The sequence below is a fragment of the Nonomuraea sp. GTA35 genome, from assembly GCF_041950525.1.
Classification (GTDB): Bacteria; Actinomycetota; Actinomycetes; order Streptosporangiales; family Streptosporangiaceae; genus Nonomuraea.
Genome location: NZ_JBGNUV010000008.1, coordinates 504,402 through 524,746, shown reverse-complemented (window position 1 = coordinate 524,746; position 20,345 = coordinate 504,402). Strand labels below are relative to the sequence as shown.

At 70.5% G+C, this 20,345-nt stretch carries 19 protein-coding genes and 1 pseudogene; 9 read left to right on the top strand and 11 right to left on the bottom strand.

Annotation, left to right across the window (positions count from 1 at the left end; genetic code table 11):
- Positions 1-121: 121 nt before the first annotated feature.
- Complete coding sequence (locus ACBJ32_RS34310; RefSeq protein ID WP_375130297.1) at positions 122-529, top strand: Tn3 family transposase; 408 nt, start codon at positions 122-124, stop codon at positions 527-529.
- Between the two features lie 368 nt (positions 530-897).
- The gene (locus ACBJ32_RS34305) at positions 898-1,752 is read left to right on the top strand and encodes a hypothetical protein (protein ID WP_375130286.1); all 855 of its coding nucleotides are present in this window, start codon (positions 898-900) and stop codon (positions 1,750-1,752) included.
- A 73-nt stretch (positions 1,753-1,825) separates the two neighbouring features.
- Here the strand turns inward: ACBJ32_RS34305 and ACBJ32_RS34300 are convergent, their stop codons facing one another.
- Together ACBJ32_RS34300 and ACBJ32_RS34295 are read right to left on the bottom strand one after the other, a co-directional pair.
- Complete coding sequence (locus ACBJ32_RS34300) at positions 1,826-2,614, bottom strand: alpha/beta fold hydrolase (RefSeq protein WP_375130285.1); 789 nt, start codon at positions 2,612-2,614, stop codon at positions 1,826-1,828.
- Positions 2,615-3,224: 610 nt separating this feature from the next.
- Complete coding sequence (locus tag ACBJ32_RS34295; RefSeq protein ID WP_375130284.1) at positions 3,225-5,963, bottom strand: AAA family ATPase; 2,739 nt, start codon at positions 5,961-5,963, stop codon at positions 3,225-3,227.
- 66 nt (positions 5,964-6,029) lie between these two features.
- Between ACBJ32_RS34295 and ACBJ32_RS34290 the strand changes: the two genes are divergently transcribed.
- Together ACBJ32_RS34290 and ACBJ32_RS34285 are read left to right on the top strand one after the other, a co-directional pair.
- Positions 6,030-7,253, top strand: coding sequence for a GNAT family N-acetyltransferase (locus ACBJ32_RS34290; protein WP_375130283.1), 1,224 nt, complete (start codon positions 6,030-6,032; stop codon positions 7,251-7,253).
- A 70-nt stretch (positions 7,254-7,323) separates the two neighbouring features.
- A complete protein-coding gene (locus ACBJ32_RS34285) occupies positions 7,324-8,313 on the top strand; it encodes an aldo/keto reductase (RefSeq protein ID WP_375130282.1) in 990 nt (329 codons plus the stop codon).
- A gap of 380 nt (positions 8,314-8,693) precedes the next feature.
- On the opposite strand, the gene ACBJ32_RS34280 is transcribed toward ACBJ32_RS34285, so the two are convergent.
- The 4 genes from ACBJ32_RS34280 to ACBJ32_RS34265 are packed head-to-tail and all read right to left on the bottom strand — an operon-like array spanning position 8,694 to position 11,749.
- Entirely contained in the window at positions 8,694-9,557 is an 864-nt protein-coding gene (locus ACBJ32_RS34280; protein ID WP_375130281.1) for an AAA family ATPase, read from the bottom strand.
- 13 nt (positions 9,558-9,570) lie between these two features.
- Positions 9,571-10,185, bottom strand: a complete 615-nt coding sequence (locus ACBJ32_RS34275; RefSeq protein ID WP_375130280.1) for a Mu transposase C-terminal domain-containing protein — start codon at positions 10,183-10,185, stop codon at positions 9,571-9,573.
- The gene (locus tag ACBJ32_RS34270; protein WP_375130279.1) at positions 10,097-11,056 is read right to left on the bottom strand and encodes a helix-turn-helix domain-containing protein; all 960 of its coding nucleotides are present in this window, start codon (positions 11,054-11,056) and stop codon (positions 10,097-10,099) included. Before ACBJ32_RS34270 ends, ACBJ32_RS34275 begins: the two co-directional genes overlap by 89 nt.
- 39 nt (positions 11,057-11,095) lie before the next feature.
- Complete coding sequence (locus ACBJ32_RS34265) at positions 11,096-11,749, bottom strand: recombinase family protein (RefSeq protein ID WP_375130278.1); 654 nt, start codon at positions 11,747-11,749, stop codon at positions 11,096-11,098.
- Positions 11,750-12,143: 394 nt separating this feature from the next.
- Here ACBJ32_RS34265 and ACBJ32_RS34260 point away from each other — a divergent pair, with 394 nt between their 5' ends.
- The 3 genes from ACBJ32_RS34260 to ACBJ32_RS34250 all read left to right on the top strand — a co-directional run bounded on the left by ACBJ32_RS34260 (position 12,144) and on the right by ACBJ32_RS34250 (position 15,090).
- Positions 12,144-12,665 carry an RNA polymerase sigma factor gene (locus ACBJ32_RS34260; RefSeq protein WP_375130277.1) on the top strand — a complete coding sequence of 174 codons (522 nt, stop codon included), beginning with the start codon at positions 12,144-12,146 and terminating at the stop codon, positions 12,663-12,665.
- A 181-nt stretch (positions 12,666-12,846) separates the two neighbouring features.
- Complete coding sequence (locus ACBJ32_RS34255) at positions 12,847-13,830, top strand: hypothetical protein (protein ID WP_375130276.1); 984 nt, start codon at positions 12,847-12,849, stop codon at positions 13,828-13,830.
- A 318-nt stretch (positions 13,831-14,148) separates the two neighbouring features.
- Entirely contained in the window at positions 14,149-15,090 is a 942-nt protein-coding gene (locus ACBJ32_RS34250) for a tyrosine-type recombinase/integrase (RefSeq protein WP_375130275.1), read from the top strand.
- Positions 15,091-15,429: 339 nt separating this feature from the next.
- On the opposite strand, the gene ACBJ32_RS34245 is transcribed toward ACBJ32_RS34250, so the two are convergent.
- The 3 genes from ACBJ32_RS34245 to trpB are packed head-to-tail and all read right to left on the bottom strand — an operon-like array spanning position 15,430 to position 18,199.
- The gene (locus ACBJ32_RS34245) at positions 15,430-16,185 is read right to left on the bottom strand and encodes a GntR family transcriptional regulator (RefSeq protein ID WP_357889545.1); all 756 of its coding nucleotides are present in this window, start codon (positions 16,183-16,185) and stop codon (positions 15,430-15,432) included.
- The gene (gene trpA, locus ACBJ32_RS34240) at positions 16,182-16,997 is read right to left on the bottom strand and encodes a tryptophan synthase subunit alpha (RefSeq protein WP_375130274.1); all 816 of its coding nucleotides are present in this window, start codon (positions 16,995-16,997) and stop codon (positions 16,182-16,184) included. The genes ACBJ32_RS34245 and trpA overlap by 4 nt, the downstream gene beginning before the upstream one ends.
- Positions 16,994-18,199, bottom strand: a complete 1,206-nt coding sequence (gene trpB / locus ACBJ32_RS34235; RefSeq protein WP_375130273.1) for a tryptophan synthase subunit beta — start codon at positions 18,197-18,199, stop codon at positions 16,994-16,996. Before trpB ends, trpA begins: the two co-directional genes overlap by 4 nt.
- A 141-nt stretch (positions 18,200-18,340) precedes the next feature.
- Between trpB and ACBJ32_RS34230 the strand changes: the two genes are divergently transcribed.
- Positions 18,341-18,508 carry a hypothetical protein gene (locus ACBJ32_RS34230; RefSeq protein ID WP_375130272.1) on the top strand — a complete coding sequence of 56 codons (168 nt, stop codon included), beginning with the start codon at positions 18,341-18,343 and terminating at the stop codon, positions 18,506-18,508.
- A gap of 78 nt (positions 18,509-18,586) precedes the next feature.
- Here the strand turns inward: ACBJ32_RS34230 and ACBJ32_RS34225 are convergent, their stop codons facing one another.
- Positions 18,587-19,186 carry a GbsR/MarR family transcriptional regulator gene (locus ACBJ32_RS34225; protein ID WP_375130296.1) on the bottom strand — a complete coding sequence of 200 codons (600 nt, stop codon included), beginning with the start codon at positions 19,184-19,186 and terminating at the stop codon, positions 18,587-18,589.
- Positions 19,175-19,309: pseudogene (locus tag ACBJ32_RS34220) on the bottom strand (helix-turn-helix domain-containing protein); the annotation flags it as partial. The pseudogene ACBJ32_RS34220 and the gene ACBJ32_RS34225, both read right to left, overlap by 12 nt.
- A gap of 159 nt (positions 19,310-19,468) precedes the next feature.
- Here ACBJ32_RS34220 and ACBJ32_RS34215 point away from each other — a divergent pair.
- On the top strand, positions 19,469-20,290 hold the full coding sequence (locus ACBJ32_RS34215) for an oxidoreductase (protein ID WP_375130271.1): 822 nt from the start codon (positions 19,469-19,471) through the stop codon (positions 20,288-20,290).
- The last annotated feature ends 55 nt before the right edge of the window (positions 20,291-20,345 follow it).

Here is a 20,345-nt window from a genome sequence, read left to right as displayed (position 1 = left end):
AAGGCGGAAGCCAAGACCCGGTCCTCGGCTTCGATCCCGTTCTCAGCAAGGTCGTCCTGCTCGAAGATCCCCACCCAACTGACCGCGATCGATCGACGCGGCTTGACAAAACAGATTCCACATAATCCTCGCCTACATCGACGTGGATGAGACCTACCGCCGCGATATCAAACACATCCGCAACCTGCAAGAAGGCCGCCACGCCCTGGCGCGGAAGATCTGCCATGGCAAGAAGGGGGAGCTCTACCACCGCTACGCGCGCGGGCTGGAGAATCAGCTCGGCGTTCTCGGGCTCGTCCTCAATTGCGTCGTTTTGTGGACGACGGTCTACCTGGATGCGGCTGTGCGGCAGTTGCGGGCGCAGGGCTACCCGGTCCGCGAGGAGGATATGGCTCGCTTGTCGCCGTTCGTCAGCCGGCACCTGGGCGTGCACGGCGCCTACAGTTTCCTGCTCCCCGAGCTGGCCCCTGGAGCGATCCGCAGCCTTCGCGACCCGGACGCCCCTGATGTCGATGACGACGAGATCTGACATCTTCTGGGGCCCGTTTCCGCGCATCAGCAGATCACCTGAGCGGCGACACCGTCGGCTGCCGGGGAGGATGGACGGGCCACCTACCTCCGGCGAGCGCAGGGCCGGCAATCCCCGCGTCAAGCGTGGCCAGTTCAGTGTCGATCTCCACGTCGAGGCGGAAGTGACCAAGTCGGCCGGTGACGACCCTTGCGTCCTGCGGCCCGTGGACGTGACGTTGAGCGCCGTGTCCGTGCCGCCCGGCCCGTGCAGGCGGGGCCAGTCGGGCGAAGATCGTGCCTCTACCGCTGGCCTCAACGCCGACCTTCGGAAGGCAGGATGGGCGTTTCTCCGCTTTCCAGATGGTATGGGCGGGCACACTGGGGCGCATGCGCAATCCGAACTCCCCCCGCTTCACTTCGCACGCGCCTTTGGACGAGCTGCGCGAGGCCCTGGGATGGCGGGCGGACAGACCCTGGTGGAGCGATCCAGATCTCCTCGACGCCGTGGTGGCTGCCGAGGAGGTGGCAGGCTGGCTGGCGGATCGCCGCCGCTACGACAAGCGCTACCACAAGGGCCCCTGGACCGAAGCGATCAAGGAGTTCACCGCCGCGCTTCCCCGTCTCGGCCCGGCTGTCCAAACCGTGTTGCAACTGCAGCTTCAGGGTGCTCAAGCTGCCCTTGCCGGCTTCCCGGGCGCGGCCGACGATCCTGATCGCGAGCCGGTGAAGCTCGCCCTGGGCGCGCTGCGTCGGCGCTGGGTCGAGCCGCCGGTCCTGGATGCGGCCTGGCAGGATCTGCTCGCCGCCTGCCGTGATGAGGAGGCCTGCGCCGACACGCTCGCCGCTCGCCGCGACCTGTTCTGGCGCTTGGCGCGGCTCACCGACTGGCCGCCCGGCGAGCTGAGCAGCGCGCTGTGCTCGCTGCTGGACGGCTCCGTTGCCGATGTGACCTGCGCCCGGGTGCACCTGGGTGACATCGACCCTCCGCCGTATGAGCAGTGGGGGGAGCAGGATCAGCGCTCCGACCTGCCGGATGAGGACATTCTGAAGCTGGCCCGCCGGCGCCTCCTGCTGCATCACCTTGATCCGTGCTCGGGCTTCTTGAGTCCACCGCCAGTACTGCGCGCGACACGCCCCGCAGCAGAACACCGCGTGCGGCCGCATCCAGCCCGGCAGCACCGCCCCGCAGTTCTGGCACGCCCGCAGACTCACCTCACCACCCACGCCTCAACCAAACCCTGAGACGTCGCAGCACGCTATGCCCTCACCAGCCACAACCCCAACCAATGATCACCATCGGGCTTAGAAGCAGGTACTAAAGGAAGGCGGCCAGGCTGCGCGCCAGGGGTTCGGGTGCGACGTCGTGGGTCTGACCGGGCAGGGTCTCATGGTGGGCGTCTGGCAGGGCGGCGGCCAGGGCGCGAGCAGGATCGCGCAGCATGGGTGGGCTGGCTCCGCCGTCCATGACGAGAACGGGGATCTCTACGGCCTTGATCACCTCCATGGGAATGGCGCCTCCGGCGAAGGCGTGGACGGCCTCGGAGTCGTAGGCGAGGCTGGGCCCGAAGGGCTCCAGGGTGGGCCAGAAGGGGGCGGTCCGCATCTGGGCGATCACGTCTTCGGGCGTGCCGACCAGCTTCATGAAGCGTGCCACGGCATCGCCGTGGCGGCCTTCGGCCAGGAGGGCGGCCAGGTCGGCGGCGTAGGTGGCACGCTCCTGGAGGGCCTCGCGGCTGCCGTCGGTGAAGGGAACCTCATAGACGGCCAGGCGGGGGATAACGCCGGGTCCGAGCGCTGCGGCAGCCCGCAGGGACAGGGCGCCACCGGAAGAGATGCCGAACACGGCTGCCTGGCCGCCGGCAGCGCTGATGAGGGCTGCGAGGTCCTCGATCTCGCGTTCAACGGCGAAGGGCTGAGTGTCTCCGCTGTCACCGCGGCCGCGTCTGTCGTAGTAGTACAGGGTGAAACGTGACGACAGTGGTTCGGCAACCGCTACGCCGGAGCGACGGTCATTGAGAGCACCACCGACGTAGATCAGCGGCGGGCCGTCGCCGTAGCGGTCGAAAGCAAGGCGGGTGCCATCCTGGGAGGTCACGAAGTCCATTAAGGGGGTTCCTTTCATTCGCCTCACCCACCAGCCGAAGGCTACGTGTGCCACCGCCGTGGGTGCGAGCAACGCTGCTTTGAGGGGTAGACCCATGACGGTGTGAAAACTCATCGGCGGGGTTCGAGATGCCGACCATGCGCGCGACGGTGAAGGCCTCATGCAGCCCGATCGAGACGGTGAAATCGCTCGGAGGAGCCGTCGGCCTCATCCATGGCGCATCGTTCTTGGGCCTCAGGCACACATCAAGCAACACACAAGTCACAAGCGTTCGGCTCACCGACCGAGACTGTGTGATCACGCCGCCTCACTACTGGTTGTGACACAGGCACTTAGCGGGGAGCCGGCCGGCACGTGCGTGATCGAGGCGTGTGCACGGCTGCTCAACCGAGGTCCATAGCCCAGGGAACTAGCTGTAGTGCGCAACTCCGGTGCGGCGAAACGGCACTCCAGCTGAGGTGTCATCCACTCCTTCCATTCACCCTCGTCGCTGCTTGTTCTTGTTGCATCGAACGCATCTCGTCGTCGCCGGGCGTACCCGAAGTGGATGCCTCATCCTGTCGCTTGGGCCACCGCGAACGGGCGTTGGCGATGTGTAGGAGACGTCTCGCTAAGAAGAGAAAGGCCCTGTCAACCCTTCGCGGAAGGCGATGGCCGCCGCCTCGGTGCGGGTTGCCGCGCCCAGTTTCGTCAGGATGTGAGAGACGTGCACGCCTGCCGTGCTCGGCGAGATGTGCAGCTGAGAGGCGATCTGCCGGTTGCTCAAGCCCTCGGCGATCAACCTGAGCACCTGGTGCTCGCGTTCGGTGAGCCCGTCCTGAGCCGGTCGGGGTCGTCCAAGCAGGGCGATCTCCCGGGAGAGCGGCGCGGCGCCCAGGTCCTCGGCCAGCCGGGCGGCTTGCCTTCCTCGGGTGGTCGCGCCGGGCTTGTCGCCCGCGGCCAGCGCCGCCCGCGCGCCATGGTACAGGCTCAGCGCCAGTTCGTACGGCTGCCTCAGCTCCCGCCAGGCCGCGGCCGCCTCGTCCCAGCCGGTGTCCTCGATCAGGGCGTGCAGCATGATCTGCCAGGCGCGGTCAAGTGGCCCGTCGACCCCGAGCCTCGCGTCGGCCGCGGCGAGTTCGGCCTGACGTTCGGCGACGCGCCCCGGCACGTCGTCGCCGGCGACGTGGTCGAGCCGGGCCCGCTGCGCCAGTGCGCCGGCTACCAGGATCGGTCGGGCGTCGCTGCTGTAGACGCGGGTGAGCTCCGGGTCGGCCAGTGCCCGCTCCAAGCGCCGGTCGGCTTGTTCCGGGTCTCCCTGGGCGACGGCCAGCAGGCAAAACAGCTGATGGCGGGGGAACAGGCTTCCGCTGTCGGCGTGCTCCACGGCCGCCGCGGCGTCGGCTGCCGCGGCCACATCCCCGCGCAGCAGGGACAGGTAGCCGTCGAGGACGAGCAGGATCTGCCGCGACAGCGGTGGCGGATTCTCCGTGATGCTCTCACGCAGGATGGCGGCCGCTTCGTCCCACCGCCCGGCCAGGATCAGCGCGTGCCCGGCGTAGCGCGCGAGCTCGGCGCCCCGGCTGCGGCCCAGCCCGTACCTGCGGGCGTGGCGCATGCCGTCGCGGGCCGCTTCGATGGCGCGCTCCTGGTCGCCGGTCCTGGTGTACATCGTGGCCTCGTACATCGGGATGGTCATGAGCAGGTCGTGGCTGTCGAGCCGTTCGGCGAGCGTGCGGGCCTGCGCCAGCAGGCCGAGGTCGCCTGTCATGGATCCGACCCCTAGCAGTCCGCGGATGGTGACCGTGGGGTCGCCGGTGCGCCGGCCGACGGCGAGCGCCTCCTCGAACGCCTCGCGTGCCTTGCCCACCTCGGGCAGCAGGCCCATGGCCAGCACCCCGAGCAGCCGCCCCCGCTGGATGCTGCCGGGGTCGGCGGGCAGGAGTTCGAGGGCCCGTTCCCAGTCGGCGACGCCGTTCGCGTTCAACCGGTGCCGCAGTCTGCCCCGCAGCTCCAGCAACTGGGCGGCGCGTTCGGGCTCGCGCCGTTCGTCGATCGCGCTCAGCCCCGTGGTGGCGTAGTCGATGCCGCGTGCGTAGTCGCCGCTGAGCATGCAGGCCTCAGCCGCGCTTGCGAGGATGTCGATCCTGTCGACGTCCAGCCCCGCGTCCGGGTCCCAGAGTTCGAGGACTTGGTCGAGCAGGCGCACCTGCTCTTCGTAGGCGTAGGACCCGTGTGCCTGGTCTGCGGCCAGGTAGGCGGCGCGCAGGGCCTGCCTGCGGTTCCCGGCGGCGTAGGCGTGCGCGGCCAGTTCGGCGTGGGCCCCGACATCGCGCAGGGCATCGGCGTAGCGGGCGTGCAGGCGGGCCCGCTCGCCGGGCAGCAGATCCTCGTACACGGCCTGCCGGATCAAGGCGTGGCGGAAGTCGTAGCCGTCGCCCGTGGTGACGAGCAGGCCGCGGTCGACGAGCTCGCGCAGCAGGGTGTCCAGGTCGGGCCCGTCCTGCCCGGCCACCTGCGCCAGCAGCCGGTGGCTGACCCGCCCGCCCGCCGCCGAGGCCAGGCGGGTCAGCTCGCGAGCGGGGCCCGGCAGCGAGCGCGGTCCGTGCAGCAGCAGGTCACGCAGGCTGTCCGGGGTTCGCTCACCGGCGCGGGCGAGCGCCTCAACAAATAGCGGGTTGCCCTCACTGCGTTCGTGGACGCGGCGTGCCACGGCCGCGTCCGGCTCGTCGCCGAGGATCGCGGCCAGCTGGCGCCCTACGTCCTCCCGGTCCAGGCGTTCCAGGCGCAGCGTGGTCACGCGCGGGTGGCGGGACAGCTCGGACAGCGGCGTTTCCACGGGACGGTGGGTGATCACCAGGAGCACGCCTGCCTGGGTCACGTTCCTGGCCAGGAAACTCAGCAACTCGCGAGTGGCGGCGTCGGCCCAGTGCAGGTCCTCGATCAAGACAACCAGCGGCTGGTCCGCGGCCACCCGCTCGATCAGGGACAGGACCTCCTCGAACAGCCGGTGCTTGCCGCCTTCCCCGCTGCCCGCCTCGCCGAGCTCCGGGAACCAGCGTGCCAGTTGGCGGTAGGGGCCCGGCAGTATCCCTTCGACCCGGATCAGCCTGCGCAGCACCGTCACGAACGGCGCGTACGGCAGGCCGTCGCTGCCCAGTTCCGCGCAGGCACCCGCGACCACCCGCACCTGCGGCCCCAGCGTGCGCGCGAACTCGGCCAGCAGTCGCGACTTGCCGATCCCCGCTTCCCCGGCCACCAGCGCCACCGCAGGCTCCTGCTCGATCGCCGTGTCCAGGGCCGCTGCCAGGGCCGCGAGCTCCTCTGCTCGGCCGACGAACCTGGGACTGACCACGCGCTCCGCCACCACGGCACCAGCATAAATACCCAGATCGCCAGATGTGTCGGGCGTGTTTACCCGGCCAGGCTCGAACCCATGACAGCCACCTACCCGCTGCGTACCATCGGTGCCGACGAGCTCGACGCGTGGGCGCGCATGATCACCACGACCTACGGCCAGGACTGGGTCGACGGCGGCCTACGGAACGCCGCCGTCTCCATCGAGCCCGGTCGCACCCTCGCCGGCTACGACGGTACGGAGATCGTCGGAGGCGCGTCGATCTACGGCCGGGTCATGACCGTCCCGGGCGGGACGACGCCCGTCGCCGGCATCACGCTCGTCGCGGTCCTGCCCACGCACCGGCGCCGCGGCATCCTCACCGCGATGATGCGCAGACAACTCACCGACCTGCACGAATCGGGCGGCGAGCCGATCGCCGCGCTCAACGCCGCCGAGGCCACGATCTACGGACGCTTCGGGTACGGCATCGCCAGCCACGTGGCCGAGGTCCGCGGCGAGAAGCGGCTCATGGCCCTGCGCCCTGGCACCGATCTCGGCGACGGCACGATCAGGCTGCTCTCCCGCGAGAGGGCGCAGCCGCTGCTGGAGAAGGTCTACGACACCGCCCGCCGTACCTCCGTGGGCTGGGTGGACCGTACGGGGAAGTTCTGGGAGGCCCGGCTGGCCGACGGCGAGGGCGCCCGCGACGGCGGGACGGCGCTGCGCTTCGCGGTCCATCTGGAGGCGGGCGGCGAGGTCACCGGCTACGCTCTCTATCGCTCCAAGCAGGACCTCGTGCACGTCGTCGAGCTCGCGGTTACCACCAGGCAGTCGTACGCCGCCATGTGGCGCTTCCTCATCGACCTCGACGCGCATACCGGGCTGGTCTACGACGGCGCCCTCGACGAACCCCTCAAGCACCTGCTCACCGACCCGCGCGCGGCTCGCACCACGCTGATCGACAATCTGTGGGTCCGCCTCGTGGACATCGGCCGCGCGCTCACCGCTCGCCGCTACGCGACGCCCCTGGATCTGGTGCTGGAGGTCCAGGATCCGTTCTGTCCATGGAACGCCGGTCGCCACCGGCTGCTGGCCGATGGCGACACCGTCACCTGCGAACGCACCCGGGCGCGGCCGGACCTGCGCCTGACGGCGGCCGAGCTGGGCGCGGCCTACCTGGGCGGCACGTCCCTGACCTCCCTGGCGGCGGCGGGGCGCGTCGAGGAATTCCGCCCGGGTGCGATCGCCGCCGCCTCGCTCGCCTTCCGCTGGGAACGCGAGCCCTTCCACCCCTCAGGCTGGGCTTTCCCCGCCTTCTGACCTGGCGCGGAGTCTTGCACAACACGCCTCCGGCCGGATGCCGGAACCGCTGACAAAGGAGACACACCACATGCGTACGCATCGGCTCGGACGCAGCACCACGACGGTCACCGAACTGGGCTTCGGCGGCGGGCCTCTGGGCGGCCTGTTCGATCCCCTGGACGACGACACCGCGGCGCAGACGCTGGAGGCCGCCTGGGACTCGGGAATCCGCTACTTCGACACCTCGCCGCACTACGGCATCGGGCACTCCGAGCGCCGCATCGGCGAGCTGCTGCGCGGCCGACCGCGGGCGGACTTCACGCTGTCGACGAAGGTCGGCCGGCTGCTGATCCCGCAGGACCCGCGAGGGCGGATGGACGAGAGCTTCGCCGTCCCGGCCACCCATCGCCGGGTCTGGGACTTCTCCCGCGATGGCGTCCTGCGCAGTGTCGAGGACTCGCTGACCCGCATGGGCCTCGACCGGATCGACGTGCTGTATCTGCACGACGCCGAACAGCACTTCGAGGCTGCCCTGCGCGAGGGCTATCCGGCGCTGGCCGAGCTGCGCGCCCAGGGTGTGGTCACCGCCGTGGGCGCGGGCATGTACCACCCTGGCAAGCTGGCCCGTCTGGTGCGGGAGACCGACGCGGACGTCGTCATGCTGTCGGGTCGCTACACCCTGCTGGACCACACCGCCTTGGACGAGCTGCTGCCCGCATGCGCCGCACGCGGCGTCTCCGTCGTTGCCGCCTCCGTCTTCAACTCCGGTCTGCTGGCCACCGACAGGCCCGCCGAGGGAGCGCGGTACGACTACGGACCCGCCACCCCTGAGCTGCTGGAACGGGTCAACAGAATCGCGGACGTCTGCGCGGAGCACGGTGTGAGCGTCCCGCAGGCCGCGATGGCCTTCCCCCTGCTGCACCCGGTGGTGGCGGGCGTCGTCGTGGGCATGCGCTCGCAGGAGGAGGTACTGCGCAACAGGGAGGCGTTCTCGGCGCCGATCCCCGCGGGGCTATGGTCCGATCTGTGCGAGGCGGGCCTGCTGGACGAACGCGCCGTGGTGCACGCCGGAGCGTGAGTCGATCAAGTCACAGTGCGGGCGTGCCGGGGCTGGCCACTGGGGATTGGCGTCGGCGGCCCGTTTCTGCCGTATTCCGGTGCGCGCTTGGTGCGCATTCTCGGAAGTCCACGGCGCGAGAACTTCCGAGAAGCAGTTCTTCTCAGAAGTCGCTGGCCTGCGGGAACGAGCCGTAGCGAGAGATCTCGGCAAGATATGACCACGACCCCGACCTGGAGCTGGCAGGGTCGAGAGCGAACGAGCACGTAATGTACGTGATAGTGGACGATTATCACGTATATGAGCGATCACGGCGAAGCGGTGACTGTGACCTGCAACGCACCTTGGCCGGGAATCTGCAACATTGTTTGGCCGCGTGCGTCACGGACAGCAACGAGTGGTCAGCTGGTTCCGATGCCAAGAGCATCGCGGGCGGCGTCGATGACCTCGGCGGTGATCCGGTCGACGCCGTCGTTGAGTTTCATCACCCGTTCGGCTTGTTCCAGAAGCCGGGTGACCAGCCGGAAGTTGCCCGCGGTGGTGCGGTTGATCGCGGCGATGGCCTCGGTAGCGATGGCGTCGGGGATGCCCAGGCCCAGGTGGGCGAAGGCCATGGTCAAGACGGTGGCGAGTTCGTCGGCGGCCAGGGTGCGGTAGTGGTGGACGAAGCCGATGCGGCTGTAGAGCTGGGGGTAGCGGGCCAGGCGCTTTTCGATGCCGGGCATGCCGATGAGGATCAGCCCGAGGCTGCTGCGGTCGTAGAAGTCGCGGACCTGTTCAAGGGCGCGGGTGGTGAGCCGTTCGGACTCATCGATGATGACGAGTTCGGTGTAGAGGCTGGCGCCGTGGAGGTTGGTCTCGCGCTTGGGGTCGTCGATGTTACGGGCGCGGACCATGGCGTGGCGGTTGGTCAGGTCGGTGAGGTCCGTCAGGGCCCGGCCGGGCGGGGTGTTGATCAGCGGCGTGTAGAGCACGGTGTGCCAGTCGGGCCGGTTGGCGCCGGCGTGGAACCAGTCGGCCAGGGCGTGGGGCATCTCCAGCAGCGGGCGTTGTTCCGGCCAGCGCGCGTAGGAGTGGGCCGACAAGGTCTTGCCGACGCCGGCGGGGCCGTAGCACACGCCGATGTAGCGAGAGCCGCGCACCGTGTCGGCGAACTCGCAGAACCTGCGGTGCTCCTTGGTGGAGATCAGGTTCGGCATCGGCGGAGAAGGGCGTGGCCCGCGCCGCACGGCTTTCCGGTTGGGGTTGGAGCGCGTGGTGGTCACGGGCCATGCTCCTCTACTCCTCGGTGTAGATCTTCAACCGGCGCTGCGCGGGTGCCGGTGGGGCGAGCTCGCGGGCGGTCGCGGGAAGGCCGGTGCGGTGGGCGAGCAGTTGGTCGACCAGGGTGGTGCGTTCGGCCAGGTCGCGCGTGAGCTGACGGCGGCGGGCACGCCGGGCCGCGATGATCTCCCGCATGCTGATGGTGGTGCCGGCCAGCTCGGCGCAGATCGCCCGGCAGATGAAGACGCCACGGTGGAAGATCCGTAGTTCGGCCAGGTCGCGGGGGTCGTACCGGATGACGACGCTTTCTCCGACGAACGCGGCCAGCGTGGGGTCCAGGTAGCGCAGGCCGAACGCGTGGATGCCGTCGGGGTGGACCTTGCGGGGCTTGGCCACGGTGAGCAGCAGCAGGTCCAGCTGTTCCAGGGAGTCGGGTATCTGCGGCAGGAATCCGCCCTGTGCCCAGCGAGCGGCCGGTGGCTGGCGGGTTTCGGGGTGGATGCGCAGGTGGTACTCGCCGATGATCCAGGCGTTCAGAGCCTCATCGAGCTGGGCCAGGCTCAGCCGGGCCTGACCGGCGCGGTCGGGCGTGCCGGCGGGCGCGTAGCCGGGCAGCGTCGACAGGCACATCTGGTGCACGGTGGCGAACAGTCGCTCGATCTTTCCGCGGCCGCGCGGCTGACCGGGCAGGGAGAACACCAGGCGGATCTTCAGGTCGGCGGCGACCTGTTCCAGGTGCTGCGAGGTGAAGTCGGATCCGTGGTCGGTGTAGAAGACCGCGGGGATACCGCAGATCTGCCAGTGCGGGTCGCCCCTTGCGCCAGATCGCCCGCCGCAGCGTCAAGGCGGTGCCGATGGCGCTGGGGGCCTCCAGACTCAGCCGGTGGGCGGCGATCGCCCGGGAGTATTCGTCGATGATCAGCGTCAGCCATGGCCTGGCCGGGGTGCCGTCCTCGGTCAAGATGTAGAAGTCCAGCTCGGTGTGGTCGGCCTGCCAGCTGGCGTTCGGCGCGTCCACCTCGCGGCGGCCGATCAGCTCGAAGGCGTCGGCGTAGCGTTTGCGGCCCTCGTGGGCCAGGCACTTGAGCGCCGGATCGAGGGCCGCGATCACGTTGATCACCGTGCGATAGCTGGGGACCGGCCAGCCGTGCTCCGGAGCCAGTTCCTGGATCTTGCGGTGCACAGCGGCCGCGCTGAGCCGCGGCGTGCGCAGGGCCAGGGCCTCGATCACCCGTTGCAGTTGCTCGGGCATGCGCCGGCGGCCGATGTCCTCGCGGGGGCGAGGTGCAAGAGCGGCCAGGCCACCCCGGCGGTAGCGCGCCGCCCATCGCCGTGCCGTCCGGACCGAGATCTCGCCCGTGTGGGCGACCTCGGACAACGCGATGGCGTCTTCCAGGTGGGGCTGCAAGATCCCAAACCGCCGCACGGCTTCCTCCCGCGCGGCCACGGTCAGCTGCGCCAGCGGCGGCGATGGCTCCACCCCCGCGCCGGGCCCGGTCATGGCTTTACGGTAACCGGGACCGGGCCAGCCGGGGAGTGGTCAGCCGGTCTCTGGTTCTGCTGCCTCATCCTCGGGCAGGTCGCCGGCGAGCAGCGCGGCCTGGGCCTCCTCACGCTGCAGACTCAGCGCCCGGTACAGGGTGGATTTCGCGATGCCGAACCCGGCGGCGACGTCCTCCACCTTGATACCCGAGGCGATCATCGCGGCGGCGGCCGCGCGCTGCTGGGTGGTCGTCTTGGGAGGCCGCCCGTTGGGCAGGCCGCGGGCTTCCTTGGCCGCCCGGGCGCTGGCCGCCCGCTCCAGCATGTAGATCCGCTCCATCTGCGCAAACATCGCCAGCAGCGCGATGGCCATGTCCGCGGCCAGGCCGGGCACGCTGGTGTCCACCGGGATCTGATCCCTGAGGGTGCGCAGGCCGATGCCGCGCTCGGTCAACTCGTGGGCCAGGTTGAGGCACTCGCGCATGTTGCGCCCCAGCCGATCCAAGGTCACGACGGTGATCCGGTGACCGGCGTGCGGCGGGACGCGGCGCAGCAGGTCCTCCAGGCCGTCGCGGGCCATCGTGGCCCCGGTACGCCGATCGGACCAGATGAGCTCTTCGGGGACGCTGGCGGCCTTGAGGGTGTCGATCTGCCGGGTGAGATCTTGAGCGGTGGTGCTGACCCGGGCGTAGCCGTAGTCCACGAACCTCACGGTATCGAAAGCTGACGCCGTGACAAGGGTTACGAGAACCACTTTCGAGACCAACTTATGAGACTGGCCGACCTGCGGGGATGTCTCTGCCGCCATGTGCCCGGGTCGAGTCTCGAAAGCATGGATTCGAGACCGGCAGAGCCCTGTCACCCAGGGTGACGCACGGCCAGCGACGGGTGGGCAGCTGATTCCGATGACGAGAGCATCGCGGGCGATCAGGCGGTGACTGAATGGATCTGGATAACCTCCGGCAGACATAGGCGAGAGGCTCAGCGACCGTCCGTGAAAGCATCAAGGCACTTCGGGCAAGAAAGGGCGACCATCGTTCACTTGACCCAGCGGAGACGCCTGCATGGCCGTTCCACCTGACCTAGCCGACCCACCCGATCTACGGGTGGACTTCGAGCAGATCTTCAATGCGCACTTCTCCGAGATCCACCGCTACATCGTCAGGCGGTTGTCCGACGACGTCGCTGACGACCTGGCCGCCGAGGTGTTCCTGGCGGCCTATCGGGGTGGCTATGACGCCTCGCGCGGCGGGGTGCGTCCGTGGCTGTACGGCATCGCCACCCACCTCATCGCACGGCACCGCCGTACCGAGATCCGTAGATGGAAGGCGCTCAGCCGGACGGCTGAGCGCGCCGGGCACAGTCCCGAGCACAGTCCCGAGGACGCAGCCCTGGCCCGCGTGGCCGCAGGCCAGCTGACCGGCAAGCTGGCGGGGGCGCTGGCCGGGCTCAATCGCGGGGACCGCGACGTCGTGCTGCTGAGCGTGCTGGGCGACCTTAGCCACGCCGAGGTCGCCGCCGCCCTGGGGGTCCCAGCGGGAACGGTGGCCTCCCGGCTCAACCGCGCTCGCAAGCAACTCCGCAAGGCACTCGGCGACGTCAACCCTTTGGAGGAGACCCATGGATGAGCTAAGCCTCCTGGCGAGAGCGCTGCCTGACGCTCCGCCGCCCTCGGCGGAGGTGGTCGAGAAGGCCCGCCTCCGACTTGCCGCCGCCCAGCGCAAGCCGGTACGGCCAGGTAGAGCGAATCGGTGTGGCCTCACTTGGGGATGGACCCTGGGAGCGGCCGCCACAACGATCGCCGTCGTCATGGCCGTCATCATGCTGGTGTCGAACATGACCGCTGTTCCCGCAACGGTGCTCGCGCCCCCAGCCGGCAACGATGCCCTGCTCGAGCTGGCGGACCAGATCGCGAAACTGCCGGACGAACGCGGCGACTACTGGCGCAGGCCGCTACTCAACAATGGGCTGATAAAGGTCCGGGCGGGCGGCGAAACGTTCAACGTCCTGTCCTCGTCACGCATCGACCTCTGGCAACCGCGCGACCCCGGCGACCCCGTTCAAGCGGAGCAGCGGCAGCAGTTCGTCCGTCCCGCCACCGAGGCCGACGAGCGTGCGTGGCGAGCGGCGGGTTCTCCGGTCACGGTCCAGCGCGTGTGCACGCCGGGCGGCATGGCGGACAACTGCGCGAAAGTCCGGTTGCGGTCCAAGCCCTCACAGTGTGTTTACACGCGCGCGGCCGAGCCGGGCGGCGTGCTCGGTGACAGACGGCTGGGTGAACTCACGCTGGCCGACCTCGCGGCGCTGCCCGGCGACGCCGTACAGCTCCGGGAGAAACTGCGAACCTTCTGGAAGACCCGAAAGGACGGCCAGCCCAAGGTCAGCTTCGAAGAATTCCTGCCCATGGCCTTCGCCCTGCTGGAGCTCCCGGTCAAGCCCTCGGTCAGGGCGGCCACCCTGCGTCTGCTCGCCGGACTGCCGACGACCAAGGTGCGCGGCTCGATCATCGACCCTCTGGGACGTCCGGGAATCGAGGTCACCTTCATCAAGAGCGAGGGCTTCACCGCCGAGTTCGGTAGCGATGACGAGGTGGCGCAGCGGTACACCACCATCCTCGACCCACACACCGGCACCGTCTTGGCGACAAACGTCGCGATCGCGGCCGAGAGCACGGAGGGGCTCGCCAAGGGGACGTTCATGGACTATCAGGCATGGGCACCTGAGGCGGGCTGGACCAGCGAACGCCCCGAGCGGCCACGCGGCTGCCGGCTCAGCGACCGTCCGCTCCCGTGACGGGCCGCCCCGGGCACGCACGCTCACCACCATCCTTTCTGTCAGCGCCTGCGGGCGGCGGAATCGCGTCCGGCTTGTCAGCGCGCAAGCGCTTCTCCGGAGACTCGCGCGGACAAGAGGCTTAGCGCACGACCCGGTTCCGATGTATCAGGTCCCAGCCCCGTCGCTACGGGTGATATGCGGCCAAACAATGTTGCAGATTCCCGGTCAAGCTGCGTTGCAGGTCACAGCGGTGACCAGGACAACCCTCCGCCGGGGAGGTGCGCGACTCCGGCACGTTATCCGGTACATCGCCGAAGGCGTCGCGCGGCGGGCGGCATGAGCGCCGCGCCGAAGATCACCGCACTGCGCGGTGGAGGCGTCAACCTCGCCGCGGCCGCCGACGCCTTCCTCGCCACCCCGCGCACCGCCAACCCCAACACCCACCGCGCCTACGCCTCCGCGATCGACCGCGTCACCACACTGCTCGGCCGCGACCGCCCGCTGGCGGAGGTGACCGACGCCGAGATCGGCACCGCGCTGGCCGAGCTGTGGGGAGCGAGCGCGCCGGCGACCTGGAACCGCAACCGCGCCGCCGTCACCTCCTGGCTGACCTGGTGCCAGACCAAGAAGCACTGGGCCGCGCCGTCGGTCCCGGCTGAGGCCGAACGCCGCAAGGAGAACGCCGACGAGACCCGCGCGGTCGCCAAGACCACCATCCACCGGCTGCTGTCCCGCCGCGACATCCCCCTGCGCGAGCGGGCGCTCTGGCGGATGCTCTATGAAACGGCGGCCAGAGCGGCCGAGATCCTCGCGCTCAACGTTGAGGATCTCGACCTGGAGCACCGGCGTGCCCCCGTCCGATCCAAGGGCGGCGCGATCGAGTGGGTGTACTGGGACAGCGGCACCGCCCACCTGCTGCCCCGGCTGCTCCGGCTGCCCGACGGCAGCACGCGCACGCAGGGGCCGGTATTCCTGTCCGAACGCCGTCCCGTCCCCGCCCGCCGTCCGGCCCCCGGCGACATCTGCCCGCACACCGGCCGCGCCCGCCTCGGCTACGACCACGCCCGCGTCCTGCTGGACAAGTACGCCGGACTCGACCTGCACCAGCTGCGCCACAGCGCCGCCACCCACCTCGGCGAGGCCGAGGTCCCACTGCAGCTCATCATGGGCAAGACCCGGCACAAGAACCCCCGCACCGCCATGCGCTACGTCAAACCCGGCGCCGAAGCCATCGCCAAGGTCACCGAGGTCCTGGCACCGCGCCGCCGTACCCACTGATCAACCGGGTGGCGGCCGGCCGGAGCTATAGGAGTTCCGGGCCGTATTGGCACGCCAGATGGCGATAACCCCGCCCGCGCGTGCCTGCTACCGCCACTGGCCGATTGGTTGCTGCTCAAGGGCCGTCTCCGGGATGGAGGCCGCCGCCGGGGGCATCGGCCGGTGTCCACTCGCACAGTGCGCGCAGGGCCGGGCCGGTCTCCGCAGGGGGCAGGCGGTGCCGCGCCAGGGAGATCATGGACGGCAGACTAGCCAGCGCGCCACGGATGTCTCAAAAGGTTTTCATCCGGCGCACGCCAGCCCTGTGACCTGCGGGAACGCTGGCTCGCGGGCGCGTTCTCAGCTCGTGGCGCCCCAGGTGAGGGAGAGGCCGGTGGCGGCGCGTTCGGTGCGGATCTCCATCATGCTGCCGAGGATGGTGGCGTGGTCGGCCACCACGGGCGTGGCGTCGAGCGTGTAGGTGATCCGGGTGCTGACGAGCACCGGGCTGCCCTGCGGCTCGCGGAGGTGGCGGGCGGCGGCGGCGTCCAGCAGACCGGGCCGGACCACCTCGGACGCCCGGGCGACCGTCACGCCGGCGTCGGCGAGGGCCGTGTAGAGGGAGACGGCGGTGAAGTCGCGGTCGCGGATCTGGTCGGCCACCGGCCGCCGGACCCAGGACACCTGGTGCACGGCGGGACGTCCGGCGAACTCGCGGACCCGCTCCAGCCGCAGGGCGGTGTCGCCGGGACGCAGCCGCAGTTGCGCGGCGATCCCGGCGGGGGCCCGGCGCACCGCCCGCCCGGCCACCGCGGTGCGCACGTCGTGGCCCTGCTTACGCAGGTCGTCGACCAGGCTGCGGAGCGAGTCGAGCTGGTACGCCAGGTGGGGCGGGGCGACGAACGTGCCCCTGCCGGGCTGCTGCACGATCAGCCTCTCGTCGCTGAGCTCCCGCAACGCCTGGCGCAGCGTCATGAGAGTAACCCCGTAGGAGGCGCTCAGCTCCCGTTGCGGCGGCAGGGCCTCACCGGGGGCGTAGTGTCCCGACCGGATCTTCGCGGCGAGGTCGGCGGCGATGGCGCGGTATCTCGCCTCGTGCCCGGCGTCGGTGGTCATCGTGGTCGGTCACACTCCTGGTCGAGGGCTTGCCGCAGGGTTGCGAGGAAGACCCGCAGGTCGTCCGGCCCGGCCCCGTCGAGCACCCGCCGCATGACCGCGGCGCCTACCACCACGCCGTCGGCGTGCCGGCGGGCTTCGCGTGCCTGGTCCGGGGTGGAGATGCCAAATCCTAGCAAGATCGGCCGGTCGGTGACGCGCCTGATCCGCTCGGTGAGCTCCGCCGCCGAGGCGGCCAGGGCGGCCCGCTCGCCGGTGGTGCCCATCACCGACACCGCGTAGACGAATCCGCGGCTGCGTTCCGCGATCTCCGCCAGCCTCGGCTGCGGCGTCGCCGGCGAGGCCAGCAGGGCGGGCTCGATCCCGGCGGCGGCGGCCACGTCCGTCAGCTCGTCCGCCTCGTGCACCGGCAGGTCGGGCACGATCAGGCCGTCGACGCCGGCCTGGCGCAGCGCGGCGCAGAACGCCTCGGGGCCGTCGTGCAGCACCAGGTTGTAGTAGGTGCTGGCGACCAGCGGGATGCCCAGGTCCGGCAGGCCGGACAGGTCGGCGAGGATCCGGCGGGTGCTCGCGCCCCTGGCCAGTGCCGCCTGGCTGGCCTGCTGGATGGTGAGGCCGTCCAGCGTGGGGTCGGAGAAGGGCAGGCCGACCTCGATCGCGTCCGCCCCGGCGGCGGCGAACGCCCGCAGGTAGTCCGTCCAGCCGGGCGTGATCCCCCCGGTGACGTACGGCATGAGCAGGCCGCGGCCGGTGTCCCTGCGGGCACGCAGGTGGCGTTCGACCGCGCCCGCGGCCAGGGTCGGGTTCGTCACAGCAGCTCCTTGTAGGTCGAGACGTCCTTGTCGCCCCGTCCGGACAACGTCATCAGCACCGTCGTTCCCGCGGGCAGGTCGCCGTCGCCCGCCGCGCGGATCACCCAGGCGAGGGCGTGCGCCGATTCGAGCGCCGGGACGATGCCTTCGGTGCGGGCCAGCCGTACGGCCGCGGCGACCGCCTCGTCGTCGGTCACCGTGACGTAGCGGGCCCGGCCCAGGTCGCGCAGGTGGGCGTGCTCCGGGCCGACTCCGGGGTAGTCGAGCCCGGCGGCGATGGAGTGCGCCTCGGTGATCTGCCCGTCGTCGTCCTGCAGGAACAGCGAGCGGCAGCCGTGCAGGACGCCGAGCCGGCCGCGGGCCGCTCCGGCGCCGCCCTCCGCCTCGACCCCGACCAGGCGCGCGGGGGTGTCGGCGAACCCGGCGAAGGTGCCGGCCGCGTTGGAGCCGCCGCCGACGCACGCGACCACGTGGTCCGGCACGCCGGTCCGCAGCTCGGCGGCGCACTGCGCGCGGGCCTCGTCGCCGATGACCCGCTGGAACTCCCTGACCATCCACGGGTACGGATCCGGCCCGACGACCGAGCCGATGCAGTAGTGGGAGTCACCGGTCGCGCCCACCCAGTGCCGCATGGCCTCGCTGGTCGCGTCCTTGAGGGTGCGGCTGCCCGAGGTCACCGGGACCACCTCGGCGCCCAGCATGCGCATCCGGAAGACGTTCAGCGCCTGCCGCTCGATGTCGCGCTCGCCCATGAACACCGTGGCCTCCAGCCCGAGCAGCGCGGCGGCGGTCGCGGTGGCCACCCCGTGCTGGCCCGCTCCGGTCTCGGCGATCAGCCTGCGCCGTCCCATCCGGGTGGCCAGCAGGGCCTGGCCCAGCACGTTGTTGATCTTGTGGGAGCCGGTGTGGGTGAGATCCTCGCGCTTGAGGTACAGCTGCACGCCCAGGGACTCCGACAGCCGCCGGGCCGGGGTGAGCGGGGTCGGCCGGCCGACGTGCACGGCGAGCAGCCGCGCCAGGGCGCCGCGGAATCCCGGATCCGTCCAGGCGTCGCGGAACGCCTCGTCCACCTCGCGGCACGCCTCCACCAGGGACTCCGGGGCGTACCGTCCGCCGTACTCGCCGAACCGGCCCCGCGCGCGGGGCTCGCCCATGGTCCCGTCCAGCGGGACCGGCTCACGCCACGGCGACACGTTTCGCATGCCATGCTCCAATCGTTCTATAACTCCGTGAAGAGTTCTATAACAGTGAGTGTGGCACGGGCGGCGCCGAAGCGCCACCGCCGGCACCCGGCACGACATCCGGGAGGTTCGGCCTGGCGCGCTCGCTGCCGCGGCCGGCCGGTGAGGCTGGAGAAGGGCGGCATCGTCAAGATCGAAAAGACCGCTGAGCGCCGTCCCCGGACCGTCGTCAGCCTCACCGGGCCCGGCCGTACCACCGTCGCCGAACACTGGGACCGGCTGATCCGCCTGCACGAGGTCGCCCGCAACCGGATCCCCTCCGAGCCCTGACGGCCTGGCGCCGGGCGCCGGTCAGGTGACTCGGCTCACGGGCCGCGACCGGCACCTCGTGCGCCGCGATGCCGCGACTCACCCCCCGCGGCGCAGGGAGAGGGCCTGGCGCCAGTGTGCGGCCGCCTGCCCCATGTCGTGGCCGAGGAGTTCGAAGAACTGGCTGGTGGTGCGGAGCCGGTCGCCGGTGGGCGTGTCGGCGCCGAAGAGCTCGGCGCCGCGCCGGGTGGTGTCGGCCCAGGCCGCCATCGCCCTCGCGCTGGCCGCCCAGGTGTGGTACCAGACATCGACGTCGACGAAGTACCGCATCCGGCGCGCCTCGCGTTCCCTGGCGACCATCTGCCTGCCCTCCAGCCACCTGATCGCGTTGGAGATCGTCGCCGGGCTGACCTGGAGGCGCTGGACCAGCTCCGCGGCGGTCAGGCTGCCGCTCTCGCTGATGATCAGCGCGGCGAACACCCTGGCCGTCATGGGCGACATCCCGGTCCCGATCATCATGGCGGCGAACTGCTCCTCGAACTCCCCGGCCGTACGGGCGTCCCGGCTCTCCGCGGTGCCCGGAGCGCCGGTGGGGGGGACGCCGGCGTGCGGGACGCGCTTGCGGCGGCGGGCGCGCCAGCTCGTCGCATGCTGGGCACGGGCCGCCCGGTAGCCGTGCGGGCCGCCGTTCCTGGCGATCTCGCGGGTGACGGTGGACCGGGAGCGCCCCAGCCGGCGGGCGATCTCCGCGTACGTCAGTCCGGCGGTCAGGCCCTCGGCGATCCGGCGGCGATCCTCGGCGGTCAACCGGCTTCCCGGCATGGGTTCCCTCCTCGCACGAGCCGGCGAGCGGTGCTGTTGCACTCAGCTACAAGCTCATTGCACCAATTCAGTGGCTCCCACCTGCGCATACGAGTTCTGCGAGTTGTCTTGCCACGGAACACGACCCTAGCGTCTACCTCGAAAGAAGAGGAGATCATCATGGAGAAGGTCGTTCTCGTCACAGGTGCCTCCGCCGGCATCGGCAAGGCCACCGCACTCGAGCTCATCCGCGCGGGCCACATCGTCTACGGTGCCGCCCGGCGCGTGCCCAAGATGGCCGACATCCGCGAGGCGGGCGGCCACGTCCTGGAGCTGGACGCGCGCCGCCCGGAAGACCTGGAACGGGTCGTCGCCAGCGTGGTCGAGGAGCAGGGCCGCATCGACGTCCTGATCAACAACGCCGGCACCGTCCTGCACGGCGCGGCCGAGGACATCCCCCTCGACCTGGCACGCGACCAGTTCGAGGTCAACGTCTTCGCGCCGGCCCGGCTGATCCAGCTCGCCCTGCCGCACATGCGCGAGCAGGGATCCGGCACGATCGTCAACGTCTCCTCCATCGGAGGCGAGATCGCGCTGCCGCTCGGCTGCTGGTACTACGCGACCAAGCACGCCCTGGAGGCCTACTCCGACTCGCTGCGCATGGAGGTCGAGCCGTTCGGCATCGACGTCGTGATCATCCAGCCGGGCATCATCAAGACCGAGTTCGAGGACCGTACCGCGCAGGAGCTGCGGGAGATCTCCGGCGCGACCGCGTACGGGGCGATGGCCGAGGCCATGGCCATGCGCGCCGAGACGCAGCTCGGCGACGACTCCCAGGGCAGCGACCCGGGCGTCGTCGCCGCCGCCATCCGCCAGGCCGTCGAGGCCGGCAAGCCCGAGACGCGCTACGCGGTCGGCTGGCTGGCCGACAAGCTGCTGGAGCTCAACAGGACGCTGCCGGACCGCGAGTTCGACAAGCTCGCCACGAACACCTCGAAGTAGGCCCCGATGGCAGGCTCCGGTCTGCCGCGCGGACGAGCGGGTGCGCGGCCGCGGT